This window comes from Nocardiopsis sp. EMB25, from assembly GCF_026797795.1.
Taxonomy (GTDB): domain Bacteria; phylum Actinomycetota; class Actinomycetes; order Streptosporangiales; family Streptosporangiaceae; genus Nocardiopsis; species Nocardiopsis lucentensis.
Genome location: NZ_JAMTDN010000001.1, coordinates 3,103,691 through 3,121,437, shown reverse-complemented (window position 1 = coordinate 3,121,437; position 17,747 = coordinate 3,103,691). Strand labels below are relative to the sequence as shown.

The window sequence follows — 17,747 nt, the reverse complement described above, 5'->3', positions numbered from 1 at the left end:
CGCATTGATTCCCGCTCATGGCGGCACGTTGTCCACATGTGGCCAGGAGCGACGGCTACGCTCGGTGCACTACGCGCGGTGATTCCGTCCTCGCGTGGCGTGCCTTCGAGGTGGGGGCGCGGCACGGTCGTCCCGAGTTCCGGTCGGTGTGGAGTCAGGGTGGAGCGAGGTCCGGTTCGCGGTGTATCGCATGATGTGCCGTTTTCTGCCGAGACTGCGTGCCCATGTTAGACATCTAAGAACATTTGGCTGCTCTACGTCCTCATTTGTATCAACTATGGCCATGTATCTAGCTATTCTGTCGAGATGTCCGGAGAATCACGGGTAGGACCGTGACACCCGAGCCCCGACCGCGTCACCACGCGCGGGGCCACGTTGGGAGCCGCTCGACCATGCCCACCCGTCGCCCGCCATCGCCCCAGAGTCCGCTTCGCGGAGAGGGAGGGGCCGCGCGCCCAGTGCCTTCCGACGATGAGCCGGAGGGCCGGGGATCCATCGCCGTGGACCACCTGCCGCCCGACCTCACCCGCGCGCTCTACCGCCACATGCGGACCGCGCGCGACCTGGACGCCGAGGCCATCGCCCTCCAGCGCCAGGGCGTCTTCCCCGCCTACGTGTCCGTGCGCGGTCAGGAGGCCGCCCAGGTCGCCAGCGCCGCGGCCATGGACCCCGAGCGGGACTTCGTCTTCCCCACCTACCGCGAGATGGCCTCCGCCCTGGCCTACGGAGTGGAGATGGTCGGCTACATGGCCACCCACCGCGCCCTGTGGCACGGCGGCCTGTACGACGTCATGGCCTCCCGCTTCGGCGCGATCAACGCCGTGGTCGGCGGACCCGTGCCGCACGCGGTCGGCTGGGCCGTCGGTGAACGGCTGCGCGGCGACGACGGCGTCGCCCTGGCCTACTTCGGGGACGGGGCCAGCTCGGAGGGCGACGTCCACGAGGCGATGAACTTCGCCGGGGTCATGGCCGCCCCCGTCGTCTTCTTCTGCCAGAACAACCAGTGGGCGCTGTCGGTCCCCAACCACCGCCAGGTCGCCGGCGGCTCGGTCCGCGCGCGAGCCGAGGGCTACGGGATGCCCGGTGTCCTGGTCGACGGCAACGACGCCGGGGCCGTGTACCAGGCCACCGCCGCGGCGGTGGCCCGCGCCCGCCGCGGCGAGGGCCCCACCCTGATCGAGGCGCTGACCTACCGTGTCGAGCCGCACTCCACCTCCGACGACCCCGGCCGCTACCGGGACGAGGCCGACACCGAGCGCTGGCGCCGCCGGGACCCCCTCGACCTGCTGCGCGCGGCCCTGGTCGAGGCCGGGCACGCCGACGAGGAGTCGCTCGCCGAGGTGGACGCCGCGGCCAGGACGCGCGCCGAGGCCATCCGCGACGGCGTGGCCGCCGCGCCCGAACCGGACGGCTCCGAGCTGTTCACGCACGTCTTCCGGGAGACCACCGACGAGCTGACCCGGCAGCGCCGTGTCTGGCAGGAAGAGGTCGAGCTGTGACCGAGCTGATCGAACGGGCCGACGCCCCCGCGACCGCCACCACCGTCGAACTGTCCATGCAGCAGGCGATCAACCGCGCCCTGCGGGTCCTGCTCGCCGAGGACCCCGACACCCTCGTCTTCGGTGAGGACGTCGGCGCCCTGGGAGGCGTCTTCCGCGTCACCGACGGGCTCCAGAAGGAGTTCGGCGACCAGCGTGTCTTCGACACCCCCCTGGCCGAGTCCGCGATCATGGGCATGGCGGTCGGCCTGGCCATGAACGGTTGGCGCCCGGTGCCCGAGCTCCAGTTCGACGGCTTCGCGTACCCGGCCATCGACCAGATCGTCAACCAGGTCGCCCGGATGAACTACCGGACCCGGGGGGCCGCGCCCATGCCGATCACCCTGCGCCTGCCCTCCTTCGGCGGGATCCAGGCGCCCGAGCACCACGGCGAGAGCCTGGAGGCGCTCTTCGCGCACACGCCCGGACTCAAGGTGGCCGCCCCCTCCGACGCGGGCGACGCCTACACCCTGCTGCTCCAGTCGGTCCGCTCCGACGACCCGGTCGTGTTCATGGAGCCCAAGGCCCGCTACTGGGACCGCAAACCCGTCCAGCTCCTGGAACCCACCACTCCGATCGGCACCAGCCGTGTCGTCCGCCCCGGACGCCACGCCACCCTCATCGCCTGGGGCGCCATGGTGCACCGCTGCCTCCAGGTCGCCGAATTGGCGGCGGAGGACGGCGTGGACCTGGAGGTGCTGGACCTGCGCTGGCTCAAGCCGATCGACGCCGCCGGGCTGGCCGCCTCGGTCGCCCGCACCAAGCGCGCCGTCGTCGTCCACGAGGCCCCGCTCACCGCCGGACTGGGCGCGGAGGTGGCCGCCCTGGTCACGGAGAGCTGCTTCCGCGACCTGTCCGCCCCCGTCCAGCGCGTCACCGGATTCGACGTCCCCTATCCCGCGGGTCCCCTGGAGCCGCAGTACCTGCCGACCATCGACCGCGTCCTGCTCGCGGTGCAACGGACCCTGGAGTACTAGACGACCATGGCAGAGGACAACACCACCTTCACCCTTCCCGACCTCGGCGAGGGACTGGTCGAGGCCACCGTCCTGGAGTGGCAGGTCGCCGTCGGCGACCGCGTCGAGCGCAACGCCCCGCTGGTGGAGGTCGAGACCACCAAGTCCGCCGTGGTCATCCCCTCGCCGACCGAGGGCAGGGTGGTCACCCTGCACGCGGAGGAGGACGAGGTCGTCCCGGTGGGGGCACCCCTCGTCACCTTCGCCGTCACGGTGAGTGACCAAGCCCCTCAGGCGGGCATCGTCGGAAAGGTCCCGACGGAGGAGGCCAAGCCCGCGCGCCGCGTGCGGCTGAAGCCGCCGACGGACTGAGGACCACCACGTCAGAAGGCCCGTTCGGATGTAACCACAAACGTATACCGGAAATCTCCGGTGGCGTTTATAGGAACATCTGATTGGGCCTTCGGTTTTTCCTGGGTGAAACACCAAGTCCACAATCGATTGGGGAATCATGACCGCGAATCTGGTCGGTGACGTGACAATGCGCTATGCGGATTTGCCTCCGGGTGAACCGGCGGGTGCCGTGCCGGTCCTACTTCTGCACGGATTCGGCACCGACTTCGGTATGAATTGGTCCGCCGCGGGATGGCCGCAGGCGCTCGGCGGAGCCGGACTGCGCGTGCTGGGCCCGGACCTGCGCGGTCACGGCGCCAGTGACAAGCCCCTCGACGAGGCCTCCTACCTGCCCGAACGCTTCACCGCCGACCTGCTGGGCCTGCTCGACGAGCTCGCGGTGGACCGGGTCGACCTGGTCGGTTACTCCATGGGCTCCCGTCTGGCCTGGGACCTGGCCCTGACCGCCCCCGACCGGGTGCGGCGCGCCGCCCTGGGCGGTTTCGGACCGGTCAACGCCTTCGCCGACGCCGACCTGTCCGCACCCGGCGCCGGCGACACCCCCTTCGACCAGGTCTTCCGGACCGTGGCCGGGCTCCCGGGCAACGACGCCGACGCGCTGGCCGCCTGCGCGCGAGGCCAGGCCGCCCGCCCGTTCACCGAGGACCCCAAGCCCGTCGGCGTGCCCCTCCTGCTCGTCTCCGGCGCCCGGGATACGCTCGCGACGGGAGCCGAGGACCTGGCGGTCCGCTGCGGCGGGACGCATGTCGAGATCCCCGGGCGAGACCACGCCAACGCGGTGTCCTCGCGTGTCTTCAAGCAGGCCGTCGTGGACTTCCTGGTTGGATAGTCCGGTCTAGACCGGATGGCTCCGCCGGAGTCGCGTCGTGGCTCCGGCGGGGGCGTGTGACACATGGTAATCGACCGGGGGCGGGGTGTGAAAACCCCTCTCCGCGCCGGAGAACCTCAGGTCGGATAAGGAGGAACGGGAATCTGGCCGCCGTCACACGGGGCTTGCCCGGCAAGAGTCGGGTGAGGCGTCGTGTCTCTCAGCTCTCGCCTTCATAACAACTCAGTCCGCATGTCACGTGTACTTTCCACCAGCGGATATTGTCCGGCAACAGAACTCAGGTCGGATCCGTGATGAATGCGGGCCGCTGAGAGGGCGAAGGGGAGAGTTACCGAAGTGAAGCGCAGCAACGCGGCCAAGTTCGCCGCCGCCGCGGCGGCGGGTGTGCTGGCCCTCACCGCGTGTGACAACGCGACCGACAACGCCAGTGACGGCGGCGGCAACGGCGGCGAGGAGACCTCCGACGTCCGCGTCGGCCTGGCCTACGACGTCGGCGGACGTGGCGACCGCTCGTTCAACGACTCGGCCTACCGAGGTCTGACCCAGGCCGCCGAGTCTCTGGGAGTGGAGACACGTGACTTCGAGCCCGCCGACGGCGAGCCCGAGTCCGCCAAGGAAGAGCGCCTGGCGACCATGGCCAACGAGGGCTTCGACGTCGTCATCGCCGTCGGGTTCGCCTACGCCGAGTCCGTCCAGGCCGTCGCCGAGGAGTACCCCGACGTCCACTTCGCGATCGTGGACTCCGAGATCGAGGGCCTCCACAACGTGACCAGCCTGGTCTTCGCCGAGGAGCAGGCCTCCTTCCTGGCCGGCGCCGCCGCGGCGCTGTCCACGGAGGACGACCACGTCGGCTTCATCGGCGGTGTCGAGACCCCGCTGATCCAGAAGTTCGAGGCCGGGTTCGTCGCGGGTGCCGAGCACGTCAGCGATGACATCGAGATCGAGATCGACTACATCAGCCAGCCGCCGGACTTCAGCGGCTTCAGCGACCCCGCCGCGGGCCGCGAGACCGCCCAGGCCCAGTACGACCGCGGCGCGGACGTCGTCTACCACGCCGCCGGGGCCTCCGGCAACGGTGTCCTCCAGGCCGCCGTGGAGAACGACTTCCTGTTCATCGGTGTCGACAGCGACCAGTACGCGAACGCCGAGGACGACCAGAAGCCGTACGTGCTCACCTCCGCCATCAAGCAGGTGGACGTGGCCGTGTACGAGCTGATCCAGGACGCCGTCGAGGGCGACGTCGAGGGCGGCATCCAGCGCTTCGACCTGGCCTCGGGCGGTGTGGACTACACCCAGTCCAACGAGGAGCTCATCGATCCGCTGGTCGAGGAGCTCGACGGGTACAAGCAGCAGATCATCGACGGCGAGATCGAGGTCCCGACCGCCCCGTAACACGCCGCGCCACGGGCCGGTCCCGTGGCACCGCACCGGAGGCGGCACCGGAGCGCGGAGGACCCGCGCCCGGTGCCGCTGCCGGTTGCCGCTTCGCGACGACGGCGTCCGGAGGCCGACACGCCCCCCACGCCCCGCCGCCAGTTCCACGAGGAGACAGATGAGCAGCACGTCATCGGGCGGCGGGTCGAGCCGAACCCCCGCCGTCGAGCTGCACGGGATCACCAAGCGTTTTCCCGGAGTCGTGGCCAACCACGACATCGACATCACCGTGGCTCCCGGTACCGTGCACGCCATCGTCGGCGAGAACGGTGCGGGTAAGTCCACGCTGATGAAGACCCTGTACGGGATGCACCGCCCCGACGAGGGCACCATCACGGTCAAGGGTCAGGAGGTGCGCTTCCACTCGCCCTCCGACGCGATCCGCCACGGCATCGGCATGGTGCACCAGCACTTCATGCTCGCGGACAACCTCACCGTCCTGGAGAACGTGGTCCTGGGCGCCGAGCGCCGCCACGGCATCGGCAGGCGCGCCCGTGCCGAGATCCAGAAGCTGTCCGCCCAGTACGGCCTGGGCGTCGAGCCCGACCGCCTGATGGAGGACCTGGGCGTCGGCGACCGCCAGCGGGTGGAGATCCTCAAGGTCCTCTACCGGGGCGCCGAGACGATCATCCTCGACGAGCCCACCGCCGTCCTGGTCCCGCAGGAGGTCGACGAGCTCTTCGACAACCTGCGCGAGCTCAAGCGCGAGGGCCTGACCGTCATCTTCATCTCGCACAAGCTCGACGAGGTCCTGTCCGTCGCCGACGACATCACCGTCATCCGCCGGGGGACCACGGTGGCCACCGCCGACCCGAGCACCACCACCGCCCGGGAACTGGCCACCCTCATGGTCGGCGGCGAACTGCCCGTCCCGGAGCTGCGCGAGTCCACCGTGACCGACCACGTCGTGCTCTCGCTCGACGGGGTCACCGTCCGCTCCCCGGAGGGGCGCCCGCTCGTGGACGAGGTCAGCGTCGACATCCACCGCGGCGAGATCGTCGGTATCGCCGGTGTCGAGGGCAACGGCCAGTCCGAGCTGATCGAGGCCATCATGGGCATGCGCCACCTCGCCTCGGGCCGCATCCGCCTGGAGGGCCAGGACGTCACCGGCTGGTCCACGCTGCGCATCCGCGAGGCGGGTGTCGGCTACATCCCCGAGGACCGTCACCGGCACGGTGTGCTGCTGGAGTCCCCGCTGTGGGAGAACCGCATCCTGGGCCACCAGACCAAGGCGCCCAGTGTGCGCGGACCCTGGATCAACAGGGTGGGGGCGCGCGCCGACTCCGAGCGCATCGTCGCCGAGTACGACGTGCGCACGCCCAACATCGACGTCATCGCCGACGCGCTGTCCGGCGGCAACCAGCAGAAGTTCATCATCGGCCGGGAGATGAGCGGTCAGCCGCGCTTCCTGGTCGCCGCGCACCCCACGCGCGGTGTGGACGTGGGCGCCCAGTCGGCCATCTGGGAGCAGCTGCGCGAGGCCCGCGCCGCCGGCCTGGCGGTGCTGCTGATCTCCGCCGACCTGGACGAGCTGATCGGCATGTCCGACACGATCCACGTGATCCTCCGCGGCCGCCTGGTCGCGGAGGCCGACCCGACCACCGTCACCCCCGAACAGCTGGGCTCGGCCATGACCGGCGCCGGACTGCGCGCGGGAGGCGGTTCCACGGAGAGTGACAGCGGTGCTGAGGGTACTGACCGTGCCGACGAGGACGGGGGCGAGTCGTGAAGACCTCTGACAACCGACGCCCGCTCCCCGGACCCGCGGCTTTCGCCATCGCGGTGGTCCTGGGCACGGGTGTCACGTTCGCCCTCGACATGGCGCTGCTGTGGTGGGCGGCGCTGATCATCGGCGTCACCGCGGCCTTCGCCTTCGTGGCCGTGACCCACAACATCGTGCCGCCCGAGCGCCGTGTCGCCGCCGCCGGGACGGACGAGAAGGGCACCGCGCTGCACAACACCCTCGTGTTGCCGACGGCCCTGGTGCTGTCGGTGGTCTCCGGGCTGCTGTCGGCGTGGCTGCTGGACCTGCAGTTGATCGAACCGGTGGCCGCGGCCGTCGGCGCCGTCATCGGCTCGGCGCTGACCTTCCTGCTGTTCCACCGCCTGTCGGCGCTGCTGGCGCTGTCCTTCGCCGCCGTGTTCGCGGCCGGGCTGATCGCGATCGCGGTGACCGCGCTCGTGCTGCTGCTCAGCGGCATCGACCCGATGGCGACGTTCGCCCGGATGCTGGAGTACGGCACCCGGCCGGACAGCATGGTGCAGATCATCAACGACAGCACCACCTACTACCTGGCCGCCGTGGCCGTGGCGATCGGCTTCAAGATGAAGCTGTTCAACATCGGTGTCGACGGCCAGTACCGGCTGGCGGCCCTGCTGTCGGCAGCCGTGGGCGGCTACCTCATCCTGCCGCCGCCGTTCAGCCAGCTCGTCATGATCGTCGTGGCGGTGGCCGTGGGCGGCGCCTGGGCGGGCATCGCCGGGTACCTCAAGGTCGCCCGGGGCGTGTCCGAGGTGATCTCCACGATCATGCTCAACGCGATCGCCACCGGCATCACCGCCTACCTGCTGAGCACCGACCGCCTCGCGGTCCAGATCAGCACCAACAACATCGGTACCCCGCCGCTGCCCGAGTCGTCGTGGGTCCCCGGGATCCCCGCGTTCTTCCTCGGTTCGGACCGGGAGATCTTCGGCCTGGTGTTCCTGGCCGTCGCGGTCGGCGTCGGCTACTCGGTGATGCTCAACCGCACCCGATTCGGCTTCGAGCTGCGCTCCACGGGCCAGTCGCAGTCGGCGGCCGAGGCCAGCGGCATCAACGTCAAGAAGATGGTGTTCCTGTCCATGCTCTTCTCGGGCATGGTCGCCGGTCTGGTGGGCCTGCCCCAGCTGCTGGGGAGCGCGCACTACTACGCGTTGGACTTCCCCACCGGCATCGGCTTCATCGGCATCGCCATCGCCCTGCTGGGCCGCAACCACCCGGTGGGCATCGTCTTCGCCGCCCTGTTCTGGTCGTTCCTGACCCAGGCGGCCAACATCCTGCCCTTCGACAACATCCCGCAGGAGATCGCGGTCATCGCGCAGGCCACCATCGTGCTCACGGTCGTCGTGGTCTACGAGGTCGTGCACCGCTGGGGCCGCCGCTACCAGCAGCAGCAGATCGGCAAGCAGCTCGGCGCCACGACCGTGGCCGCCGAACCGGTGGGCGCCGCGCCCACGTCCGGCGCTGAGGGCGAGACCGGCCCGAAGACCGACGGCGAACGCGGCGGGGAGGCACAGTGAGCCAGGAACTCAACGTCACGGAGGCGGTGCACGAGTCGCCGTACCGTCCTCGGGGATGGGCCAGGTGGCGCTTCCTCACCCTGACCTGCGCGGTGTTCGTGGCCCTGTCGGGGCTGCGGGTCATCACGGGCCAGGACATGCTCACCGACGCGGGCACCATCAACACCACGCTCGCCTTCGCGGTGCCCATCGGCCTGGCCGGTCTGGGCGGTCTGTGGGCGGAGCGCTCCGGCATCATCAACATCGGCCTCGAAGGCATGATGATCCTGGGCACGTGGTTCGGGGCCTACTTCGCGTGGTCCTTCGACAACCCCTGGATCGGCCTGATGGCGGGCGTGCTCGGCGGCATGCTGGGCGGCCTGCTGCACGCGGTGGCCACGGTGACCTTCGCGGTCGACCACATCGTCTCCGGTGTGGCGATCAACATCCTCGCGCTCGGCGCGATGCGGTACATGTCGATCCTGCTCTACTCGGACGTGCCCGGCGCGGGCGCGGCGCAGTCCCCGACGACGCCGTCGTTCCCGACCCTGAACCTGCCGTGGCTGCCGGGCGTGCTGGAGCCCGTCGCCGACAGCGGGATCTTCCTGGTCGGCGACCTGGCGTCGCTGGTGATCGGACTGACCACGCGGATGTCGGCGCTGACCCTCATCGCGCTGCTCATGATCCCGGTGACCTACCTGCTGCTGTGGAAGACCAGGTTCGGGCTGCGGCTGCGGTCGGTCGGTGAGAACCCCGACGCCGCCGAGTCCCTGGGCGTGCCCGTGTACAGCTTCAAGTACATCGCCGTGGTCATCTCCGGCGGCCTGGCGGGCATGGGCGGCGTGTTCCTCGCGATCGTCGCGTCCAACATCTACCAGGAGGGTCAGACCGGCGGCCGCGGGTACATCGGTCTGGCCGCGATGATCTTCGGCAACTGGCGGCCCGGCGGCCTGGCCATGGGCGCCGGCCTGTTCGGCTACACCGACGCCCTCCAGGTGCGCGGTGGCGGCGAGGCGATCCACGCCCTGCTGCTGCTCCTGGCGGTGGCGCTGCTCGCGGTCGCGATCTGGCAGGTCCGCTCCGACCGCAAGGGCCTGGCCGTCGCCGGTGCGCTGGCCGGTCTCCTGCTGCTGGTCTGGTACTTCACCACCGACTCCCTGCCCCGGGAGCTGGCCACCTACAGCCCGCACATCGCGACCCTGCTGGTGCTGTCGCTGGCCTCGCAGAGCCTGCGGCCACCCGCGGGCATCGGTAAGCAGTGGAGGGCGAGCCGGTCATGACGGACACAGCCCCGGATCCCGGGACCGTGGACTGGGCGGCGCTGCGCGCGGTCGCCCGGCAGGCCATGGGGAACGCCTACGCACCCTACTCGCGGTACCCGGTGGGCGCCGCGGCCCTGGTCGACGACGGTCGGATCGTCAGCGGCTGCAACGTGGAGAACGCCTCCTACGGGCTCGCCCTGTGCGCGGAGTGCGGTCTGGTCAGCGCCCTGCACGCCTCCGGCGGCGGGCGGCTGACCGCGTTCAGCTGCGTGGACGGCGAGGGGGAGACCCTCATGCCGTGCGGGCGCTGCCGACAGCTGCTGTACGAACACGGCGGGCCGCACCTGTTGGTCGACACCCCCGAGGGGGTCCTGACCATGGACCAGGTGCTTCCGCAGGCCTTCGGGCCGCACAACCTCACGCAGTGACCGGGACGTCTCCCCGGCGCCGGAGATCCGGTGCCGGGGAGACGCCTTTTCAGCCACGGTTCCGCGAAGAAGGGGAACAGGACATGGACGTCATCGAGATCATCAGGGCCAAGCGCGACGGCGCGGAGCTCACTCCCGAACAGATCGACTGGGTGATCGACGCCTACACCAGGGGCGAGGTCGCCGAGGAGCAGATGTCCGCGCTGGCCATGGCGGTCTTCCTGCGCGGGATGAACCGGGGCGAGGTGAGCCGCTGGACCGAGGCGATGCTCGCGTCCGGTGACCGGCTGGACTTCTCCGACCTGGAGCGGCCCACCACGGACAAGCACTCGACCGGCGGCGTGGGCGACAAGATCACCCTGCCGCTCACGCCCACCGTGGCGGCCTGCGGCGCGGCCGTGCCGCAGCTGTCCGGACGGGGGCTGGGGCACACGGGCGGCACCCTGGACAAGCTGGAGTCGATCCCCGGGTGGCGGGCCTCGCTCAGCACGGACGAGATGCGCGCGGTGCTCTCCGGCACCGGCGGCGTCATCTGCGCGGCCGGGACCGGGCTCGCGCCCGCCGACCGCAAGCTGTACGCGCTGCGCGACGTGACCGGGACGGTCGAGTCGATCCCCATGATCTCCGCGTCGATCATGAGCAAGAAGCTCGCCGAGGGCACCGGGTCGCTCGTCCTGGACGTCAAGGTGGGTTCCGGCGCGTTCATGAAGGACGTCGACTCCGCCCGGGAGCTGGCGCGCACGATGGTGGACATCGGCAACGACCACGGGGTGCGCACGGTCGCGCTGCTCACCGACATGTCCACGCCGCTCGGCCGCCGGGTCGGCAACGCGCTGGAGGTGGCCGAGGCGGTCGAGGTGCTCTCCGGGGGCGGCCCCGCCGACGTGGTGGAGCTGACCGTGGCGCTGGCCCGGGAGATGCTGGCCGCCGCCGGGCTCACGCCCGGCCGGGACGGGGTCAAGGACCCGGCCGAGGCGCTCAGGGACGGCAGCGCGCTGGCGTCGTGGAAGGAGATCGTCCGGGCGCAGGGCGGCGACCCGGACGCGCCGCTGCCGGAGGCCGCCGAGACCCGCGTGGTGCTGGCGCCCGTGTCGGGGACCCTCACCCGGCTGGACGCCTACCAGGTGGGGCTGGCCGCGTGGCGGCTCGGCGCCGGGCGAGAGCGCAAGGAGGACGCGGTGTCCTTCGGCGCGGGGGTGACCCTGCACGCCAAGCCGGGGGAGACGGTCGCGGCGGGCGAGCCGCTGTTCACCCTGCACGCGGACGAGGCCGAGCGGTTCGACCGCGCGGCCGAGGCCCTGGAGGGCGCGTTCGAGATCGAGGCGGACGCGGAGTACGAGGCTCGGCCGCTGGTCATCGACCGCGTGGCCTGATCGCGCGCTGACCCGGCGAGGGGCCGCACCGGAAGACGGGTTCCGGTGCGGCCCCTCGTGTGTTCGGGGCCGATACGTCGGTCATGGACCTGGCCCCGAGCGCGGGTCACGGGCGGATGCGGATCGGGCGAGGCGCCCGGCCCCGTGTCCGGCGACGCCCCCGCCCCGGTTTCGGGCGATCCCGGTGAGAAGGTCTTGCTTTCCCAAGGGACGGACACTACTTTCATATGTAAGAGAAACCTTTCAGGTGAAGGAGAGCGATGACAGCATCACCGCCCACCGGCGACGAGCTGGTCGACATGCTGGCGGCGCTGTCCCATCCGCTGCGTGTGCGCATCATCGCGTCGCTGGCCGCCCGCCGGAACTACGTGAGCGGCCTCGCCCGCGAGATCGGCATCAGCCGCCCCCTCCTTCACATGCACCTGCGACGCCTGGAGGCGGCTGGACTGATCGTCGGGGCCCTGGAGCTCTCCGACGACGGCAAGGCCATGAAGTACTACGACGTCACCGACTTCGACGTGCGACTGTCGCCGTCGGCCCTGGCCGAGGCGGCCGCCACCCTCACCACAGCGGACCCGGGCAAGGGTTCCCACACGAAGGAGCAGTCCTGATGGACTTCACCACCTGGCCGGGCGCCATCCTCGGGCTCGGCGTGCTGATCATGGCGACCATCCTCATCGGCGGCGCGATGGCCGGATTCCTCGACATGCGCAAGACCAAGCTGGAGGCCGCGCAGCGCGACGACCTCCGTCAGCTCGTCCACCGGTACGAGCAGCTCGCCGAGAACACCCTCGACTCCCAGCAGCGGACCGCCGCCGACCTCGCCGAACTGCGCACGCGCGCCACGTCCATCGAACAGATCCTGCGGACGGTGGAGTAGCGCATGAGAGCGGTCGTCCACCGTGCCTTCGGCCCTCCCGACGTGCTGAACGTGGAGGAGGTCCCCACACCCACCCCCAGGTCCGACGAGTTGCTCATCCGGGTCCACGCGGCGACGGTCACCGCTGTGGACGGCGCCGCCCGCCGGGGTGAGCCCCTGCCCGCCAGACTCGCCTTCGGGCCGTTCCGCCCCAAGTACCCCACGCTCGGCGCCGACTGCGCGGGACGGGTCGAGGCCGTCGGAGAGGACGTGCGCGACTTCGCGCCCGGGGACGAGGTGGTCGCCCTCAGCCCCCGCTTCGGGACCCACGCCGAGTACGTGTGCGTGCCCCAGGACGCACCCGTGGTCGCGAAGTCCTCCGCCCTGACCCACGCCGAGACGGTCGCCGTGTCCGAGGGGGCGCTGACCGCGCTGCCCTTCCTGCGCGACGCGGCCCGGCTCCGGCCCGGTCGGTCGATCCTCGTCAACGGCGCCTCCGGAAGCATCGGCAGCGCGGCGGTCCAGCTGGCCGCGCACATGGGCGTCGAGGTCACCGCGGTGTGCAGCGGCGGCAACGCCGACCTGGTCCGGTCCCTGGGCGCCCACCGGGTGATCGACCACACCGCCGAGGACTTCACCGAGGCCCGAGAAGCCTACGACGTGGTCTTCGACGCGGTCGGGAAGAGTTCGTTCGGGCGCTGTCGCCGCGCGCTCAAGGTGGGCGGGCACTACCTCACGACCGTCTCCAGCATGGCGATCATGGGTCAGACGATGTGGACGAGGCTCGGGCGGAAGAGGGCCAGCATCGCGCTCACGGGGCTGAGACCGGCTCCGGACAAGGCCAGGGACCTCGTGCTGATCAGGGGGCTCGCCGAGGCCGGAACGATCCGGGCGGTCATCGACCGTAGCTATCCGCTGGACCGGGCGGTCGAGGCGCACGGGTACGTCGACGCCGGACACAAGAAGGGGGCCGTCGTCATGCGGATGTCCGGGGAGGACTGATCCGACCGGTGCCGGAGGGCCGCAGCGGACGGGTTCCGGTGCGGCCCCTCGTGTGTTCGGCCTCAGCCGGTGGTCGGGGCCGGCCGACACGTGAGCGTTCGCCGGCGCCTCTCCGCGGCGTCCGTGGTCGAGTCGTCGCGGATCACGCGCGAGAACGGGGCCGTTGCGGTCGGACCCGGTGATGTCCGGCTATCGGATGCCATCGAATCATCGCCTTCTCCGGAGGTGGCGTCGGGGTCAAAAAGGCGGGTGATGATCGCGTCAAACATCGGTAGGTGAAGGATTGTCGCCCTTCTCTTTCCGAAGATCGCGGATTGGAGTGTTGCGTGCATCAGTAATCCGTGTCTTCGGGTGTTCCGTGCTCGCGTCGATTCGCGGTCAGGAACGTCCGAGAGACATTCGTGCGACCATGGATGGGAATCGCGAGACATGCCCGAATTCACCAGGCGGAGCGGCCTCAAGGCGATGGCCGGAGCCGCGATCGGTGCCACTTTCCTCCCTGCGGCGGCGGGGAACGCGGCTGCGGAAATCCGAATTGCGGACCATGTCCTTTACTGGAACAAGGTCCTCATCGGTGCGTTTCGGAAAACCCCTGGCGGACCGGGTCCTCTCTCCCGGGCGGGGGCCATGATGAATTTGGCGATAGGCGATGTCGTGGGTTCCGTCGAGTCCCGCGGAAAGTTCTACCTGACGGACACGAGCGATCTCATCGGCGGCCGGGAGGGGGCACTGGATCCGGCGATCGACCACGCGGCGTACACGACGCTGGACGCCCTTTTCCCGCGACTGGACTTCTCCGAGGACCTGCGTGTCGCCCGGGGGGCCTACCGTGTGGGGTCGCGGGACCATGACCTGGGTCGGCGCGCCGGGCTGCGGACCGCACGGGCCATGCTCCGCCACCGGAGGGACGACGGCTGGAACCGGACCGTCGAATACGTTCCGGTCCTCGAACCGGGACACTGGCGGCCGAACCCGGGCGTCCCCGTCATCGAGCCGCACTGGGGCAGGGTGCGGCCGTTCGTTCTGAGGCGCGGATCCCAGTTGCGCCCGGAACCGTGGGGCGGGTTCGAGAGCACGAGGGAACGCCTGGCCAGCGAGCTCTACGCCGAGGAGGTGGAGCTGGTCCGGACGCTCGGCGGCGCCGATTCGACCGAGCGCACGCCCGACCAGACCGAGATGGCCCGGTTCTGGGCCAACGATCTGGACGGCACCTACAAGCTGGGCCAGTTGTACGAGCACACGGGCATCCTGGTCCGGGCGCACCGGCCGTACGCCACCACCTTCGAGACCGCCCGGCTGTTCACCCTCCACGCGGTGGCGATCGCGGACGTGGTCATCACGGCGTGGGACGCCAAGTTCGAGACGGAGGTGGACCACTGGCGTCCCCACCACGCCATCCGGATGGCGGACACGGACGGCAACTACCGGACCTCGCCCGATCCGGACTGGCAGCCGTTGTCCGCCGACACCCGGGGCCGGCACTTCGCCCCGAACCACCCGTCCTACCTGTCCGGCCACGCGTCCGTGGCGGGGGCCTGGGCGGGGGCGGTCTCCCACCACTTCGGCACCGCTGATCTCGACTACAGGGCCACGACCGACGATCCGCACGCCGTGGGGGTGACCCGCCACCTGCCGAGCATCACCGCGGCGGCCCAGGAGGTGGCCGACAGCCGCCTCTACGCGGGATGCCACTACCGGCTGACCAACGAGCGCTCCCTGGAACACGGGTACGAGGTGGCCGAACACGTCGTTCGCGCCCTGGACTGACCGGGCTCCGCTCCGAGGCGGGCGACGGCCGCACCGGGCTCCGGCCCGGCGCGGCCGTCGGAGGCCACCGGGTCACGCGTCGCGGCCGGACGTCCACGGAACGGTCGGCTGGAGGACGGCTTCGCTCAGGGCGCGGGCGCGCAGGTGCGTGATCTCCTGGTACCCGGGGTCGGCGACCATGCGGCCGAACGCCTCGCGGCTGGGGTAGCGCACGAGCAGCACCGCGTCCCAGTCCTGGCCGTCCTCGGCGACCAGGGGCGTCGTGCCGTCGCCCGCGTAGAGCAGTTCGGCTCCGTACTTCCTCAGGAAGCGGCCCGCACGACGCGAGTACTCCTCGTAGAAGGAACGGCCGTCCGGGGCGAAGCGCAACAGGTTGAGCATGACGACGGGGCCGTCCGGGACCTCGGACAGCGCTGCGGACAGGGTGGTTCCTGAGGGGTCGACTGCCATCGGTGGCTCCTTGTCGTGACCGGCCGCGCCAGGGGGCGTGCGCCGGGAACCGGGGGGTGCCAGCACCCTAGGTGAAGCGCTCCCATGGGGCAAACCGCCCGGTCGGTATGCATGGGTGTCCCAGGGGCCGCCCCGTCCGGCGTCCGCGTTCCGGGGCCGTGCCGGAGATCGGGTCCCGGCGCGGCCCCCGTGTTGGCGGGCCTCAGGGCAGGCTCATGACCAGGTGGTACGCGCCTGCTCCGGCCAGGGCGGTGAGGGCATGGAGTGTCAGGAGGGGGAGGAGGCGTCTGGGAGGTTTGCGGTGGCGACTGCGTCGGCGGGGGAGGGGCGGACGCTTGGGGTTTTGGGGGCGGGGGTCGTCGTCGGGTGCCGTGCGCGGGCGGGGGACCGGGACCGGTGCCGGGGGGTTCGTCGGGCGTCGGCGCGGTTCGTCCATCCAGGCGGGGAGGACGCCGTGCCGCTGCCGGTAGCGGACGCGGGGGTTGTCGCGCATCTCCTCCAGGAGGATCCGGTGCCGGTCGGCGGTGGCAGTCGTCGTGGTGGCCACGGGTCGAGTGAACCGACGGCCGCGCGGGGCGCCGAGGACCGCCCGTATCCGGTCGGTGTCGGTCATCGCTCCGCCTCCGTGCTCGGGTAGGCGAACTCGGCCCAGAGAGCGGTGGACAGGAGGGAGCCGTCCGGGGCGTCCACGGCTCGCGCGGTTCCCCACTCGGTGGCCAGGCGGTGGATGAGCAGCAGGCCCCGGCCACGCTCGGCCAACGGACAGTCGTGCGGGGTGCGCGGAGCGGGAATGCGCGGGGCGTACTCGGGTCCGTCGTCGATGACCGACAGGCGAAGAATGGTCTCGTGCCCGGTCACGACGGGTGTGGACAGGAAGCGCATGACCCGTCCGCCCGGGTGGCCGGAGCGCGAGTGGTCGACCGCGTTGGCGAACGCCTCGCTGGCGCACAGGACGACGTCGTCGGTCAGGTCGGGTGAGATCCCGGCCAGGGTGGCGAGGTCGGATCGGAGGTCGGCGCGCATCCGGGCGTTCATGGACGGCAGACCCGGGTAGGTGCGGGCCGCCCAGAGCCGCCCCGGATAGGCGGGGGTGGGTGTCTGCGGTACAACGGACATGTCGGTGGCTCCCTGGATATGGGGAATGGGCTGCTGACCGCGCTCCGGGGGTGCTGAGAACACCCGCCGGAGCTTCTTCGTGGCTGGGACACCTGTCACAAGGTGTCCCAGGTCTCAGTAAACTCTTCGCTACAAGCATTTGCAAGTAGCTTTTGGAAGTAGCGAATTTTGTCCAGATTGAGTGGAAGGGCATCATCAAGAGATGGCTGACAACCCGACACTCGCCCAGTGGCAGCTGGCACAGGAACTGCGCAGACTGCGTGGAGACCGGAAGTTCGGGGATGTCGTGAAGGCCATGCGCACGGCTGCCAGCAGCCTCGCGCGTTGGGAGACCCCAGGAGACGGAGGGGCCGTACCGGGAGCGGCGTCCATCGAACGTCTGCTCACGCTCTACGAGGCACCCGAGGAGCTGGACCGGTTGCTGGCATTGCGTAAGCAGGCCCGAGAACCGGATCGGTGGCAGCCCTACGACCTGGAGCGCAGCTACCGTTCCTACGCCAACATCGAGGCGCAGGCGACCTCGATCGAGATGTACCAGTCCCAGTTGATTCCTGGGCTGGCGCAGACGGAGGACTACGCACGCGCCGTCATCGAGGCGACCATGCGTCCGGACAGCGATCTCGACAGGGAGATCCAGGTTCGGCTCACGCGTCAGGAAGTGCTGAGCCGTCCTTCGCCCCCGAACGTGTGGATGATCGTCGCTGAGGCCGCGCTGCGACAGCGCATCGGTAGTGCGAGCCTCATGGCCGCGCAGCTAGAGCACCTCATCGAACTCGCCCACCGACCGACCGTGACCCTACAGGCGCTGCCCTTCAGCGCTGGCGCGCACGCCGCGCTGACGTTGGCCTCGTTCTCCATCCTGAGAGTCGAACACCACGGACTGCTGACGGTCTACCTTCAAGGACCGTCATCCCACATGTTCATGTCCAGTACGGAGAACGTCGAGCACTACGCGGACGTCTTCAACCGGCTCCGTGCCGCGGCGCTCGACGACGGCAAACCCACCCTGGCGTTGCTGGAGCGCATCGCCAGGGACCACACCCAAGACAAGGACTGACGCT

Annotated in this window: 18 protein-coding genes; 15 read left to right on the top strand and 3 right to left on the bottom strand. The window is 70.4% G+C overall.

Going from position 1 to position 17,747, the window contains the following annotated elements; all coding sequences use genetic code 11:
• Nucleotides 1–458: 458 nt before the first annotated feature.
• From KIK06_RS13455 to KIK06_RS13390, 14 genes are all read left to right on the top strand, one after another.
• A complete protein-coding gene (locus KIK06_RS13455) occupies nt 459–1,499 on the top strand; it encodes a thiamine pyrophosphate-dependent dehydrogenase E1 component subunit alpha (protein ID WP_017597978.1) in 1,041 nt (346 codons plus the stop codon).
• Complete coding sequence (locus KIK06_RS13450) at nt 1,496–2,515, top strand: alpha-ketoacid dehydrogenase subunit beta (RefSeq protein WP_017597979.1); 1,020 nt, start codon at nt 1,496–1,498, stop codon at nt 2,513–2,515. Before KIK06_RS13455 ends, KIK06_RS13450 begins: the two co-directional genes overlap by 4 nt.
• A gap of 6 nt (nt 2,516–2,521) precedes the next feature.
• Nucleotides 2,522–2,866 (top strand): biotin/lipoyl-containing protein, encoded by a 345-nt coding sequence (locus tag KIK06_RS13445; RefSeq protein ID WP_268643379.1) that lies wholly within the window; start codon nt 2,522–2,524, stop codon nt 2,864–2,866.
• A 139-nt stretch (nt 2,867–3,005) separates the two neighbouring features.
• Nucleotides 3,006–3,737 (top strand): alpha/beta fold hydrolase, encoded by a 732-nt coding sequence (locus tag KIK06_RS13440; protein ID WP_268643377.1) that lies wholly within the window; start codon nt 3,006–3,008, stop codon nt 3,735–3,737.
• Between the two features lie 336 nt (nt 3,738–4,073).
• Complete coding sequence (locus KIK06_RS13435) at nt 4,074–5,129, top strand: BMP family lipoprotein (protein WP_017597982.1); 1,056 nt, start codon at nt 4,074–4,076, stop codon at nt 5,127–5,129.
• 160 nt (nt 5,130–5,289) lie between these two features.
• Nucleotides 5,290–6,900: an ABC transporter ATP-binding protein gene (locus KIK06_RS13430; protein ID WP_017597983.1), complete on the top strand. Its 1,611-nt coding sequence runs from the start codon at nt 5,290–5,292 to the stop codon at nt 6,898–6,900.
• Nucleotides 6,897–8,450: an ABC transporter permease subunit gene (locus KIK06_RS13425; RefSeq protein ID WP_268643374.1), complete on the top strand. Its 1,554-nt coding sequence runs from the start codon at nt 6,897–6,899 to the stop codon at nt 8,448–8,450. The genes KIK06_RS13430 and KIK06_RS13425 overlap by 4 nt, the downstream gene beginning before the upstream one ends.
• The gene (locus KIK06_RS13420) at nt 8,447–9,709 is read left to right on the top strand and encodes an ABC transporter permease (protein ID WP_017597985.1); all 1,263 of its coding nucleotides are present in this window, start codon (nt 8,447–8,449) and stop codon (nt 9,707–9,709) included. Before KIK06_RS13425 ends, KIK06_RS13420 begins: the two co-directional genes overlap by 4 nt.
• Entirely contained in the window at nt 9,688–10,119 is a 432-nt protein-coding gene (locus KIK06_RS13415) for a cytidine deaminase (RefSeq protein WP_017597986.1), read from the top strand. The genes KIK06_RS13420 and KIK06_RS13415 overlap by 22 nt, the downstream gene beginning before the upstream one ends.
• Nucleotides 10,120–10,202: 83 nt before the next feature.
• Nucleotides 10,203–11,492, top strand: a complete 1,290-nt coding sequence (locus KIK06_RS13410) for a thymidine phosphorylase (protein WP_268643372.1) — start codon at nt 10,203–10,205, stop codon at nt 11,490–11,492.
• A 260-nt stretch (nt 11,493–11,752) separates the two neighbouring features.
• A complete protein-coding gene (locus KIK06_RS13405; protein WP_017597988.1) occupies nt 11,753–12,103 on the top strand; it encodes an ArsR/SmtB family transcription factor in 351 nt (116 codons plus the stop codon).
• Nucleotides 12,103–12,372, top strand: coding sequence for a hypothetical protein (locus KIK06_RS13400; RefSeq protein ID WP_268643371.1), 270 nt, complete (start codon nt 12,103–12,105; stop codon nt 12,370–12,372). Before KIK06_RS13405 ends, KIK06_RS13400 begins: the two co-directional genes overlap by 1 nt.
• 3 nt (nt 12,373–12,375) lie before the next feature.
• Nucleotides 12,376–13,353 carry an NAD(P)-dependent alcohol dehydrogenase gene (locus KIK06_RS13395; RefSeq protein WP_268643370.1) on the top strand — a complete coding sequence of 326 codons (978 nt, stop codon included), beginning with the start codon at nt 12,376–12,378 and terminating at the stop codon, nt 13,351–13,353.
• 654 nt (nt 13,354–14,007) lie between these two features.
• Nucleotides 14,008–15,120, top strand: coding sequence for a vanadium-dependent haloperoxidase (locus tag KIK06_RS13390; RefSeq protein WP_268643369.1), 1,113 nt, complete (start codon nt 14,008–14,010; stop codon nt 15,118–15,120).
• Nucleotides 15,121–15,192: 72 nt separating this feature from the next.
• Here the strand turns inward: KIK06_RS13390 and KIK06_RS13385 are convergent, their stop codons facing one another.
• The 3 genes from KIK06_RS13385 to KIK06_RS13375 form a co-directional block, all read right to left on the bottom strand.
• On the bottom strand, nt 15,193–15,570 hold the full coding sequence (locus tag KIK06_RS13385; protein ID WP_268643368.1) for a DUF1330 domain-containing protein: 378 nt from the start codon (nt 15,568–15,570) through the stop codon (nt 15,193–15,195).
• A gap of 202 nt (nt 15,571–15,772) precedes the next feature.
• Nucleotides 15,773–16,183: a hypothetical protein gene (locus KIK06_RS13380; RefSeq protein ID WP_017597993.1), complete on the bottom strand. Its 411-nt coding sequence runs from the start codon at nt 16,181–16,183 to the stop codon at nt 15,773–15,775.
• The gene (locus KIK06_RS13375) at nt 16,180–16,686 is read right to left on the bottom strand and encodes an ATP-binding protein (RefSeq protein WP_268643367.1); all 507 of its coding nucleotides are present in this window, start codon (nt 16,684–16,686) and stop codon (nt 16,180–16,182) included. The genes KIK06_RS13380 and KIK06_RS13375 overlap by 4 nt, the downstream gene beginning before the upstream one ends.
• A gap of 202 nt (nt 16,687–16,888) precedes the next feature.
• Between KIK06_RS13375 and KIK06_RS13370 the strand changes: the two genes are divergently transcribed.
• Entirely contained in the window at nt 16,889–17,743 is an 855-nt protein-coding gene (locus KIK06_RS13370; RefSeq protein WP_017597995.1) for a helix-turn-helix domain-containing protein, read from the top strand.
• The last annotated feature ends 4 nt before the right edge of the window (nt 17,744–17,747 follow it).

Bases quoted from the DNA above. Each gene is read 5' to 3' on its own strand.
- KIK06_RS13445 (WP_268643379.1), top strand. From the start codon at position 2,522: ATGGCAGAGGACAACACCACCTTCACCCTTCCCGACCTCGGCGAGGGA.
- KIK06_RS13440 (WP_268643377.1), top strand. From the start codon at position 3,006: ATGACCGCGAATCTGGTCGGTGACGTGACAATGCGCTATGCGGATTTG.
- KIK06_RS13430 (WP_017597983.1), top strand. From the start codon at position 5,290: ATGAGCAGCACGTCATCGGGCGGCGGGTCGAGCCGAACCCCCGCCGTC.
- KIK06_RS13410 (WP_268643372.1), top strand. From the start codon at position 10,203: ATGGACGTCATCGAGATCATCAGGGCCAAGCGCGACGGCGCGGAGCTC.
- KIK06_RS13405 (WP_017597988.1), top strand. From the start codon at position 11,753: ATGACAGCATCACCGCCCACCGGCGACGAGCTGGTCGACATGCTGGCG.
- KIK06_RS13400 (WP_268643371.1), top strand. From the start codon at position 12,103: ATGGACTTCACCACCTGGCCGGGCGCCATCCTCGGGCTCGGCGTGCTG.
- KIK06_RS13395 (WP_268643370.1), top strand. From the start codon at position 12,376: ATGAGAGCGGTCGTCCACCGTGCCTTCGGCCCTCCCGACGTGCTGAAC.
- KIK06_RS13385 (WP_268643368.1), bottom strand. From the start codon at position 15,570: ATGGCAGTCGACCCCTCAGGAACCACCCTGTCCGCAGCGCTGTCCGAG.
- KIK06_RS13380 (WP_017597993.1), bottom strand. From the start codon at position 16,183: ATGACCGACACCGACCGGATACGGGCGGTCCTCGGCGCCCCGCGCGGC.
- KIK06_RS13375 (WP_268643367.1), bottom strand. From the start codon at position 16,686: ATGTCCGTTGTACCGCAGACACCCACCCCCGCCTATCCGGGGCGGCTC.
- KIK06_RS13370 (WP_017597995.1), top strand. From the start codon at position 16,889: ATGGCTGACAACCCGACACTCGCCCAGTGGCAGCTGGCACAGGAACTG.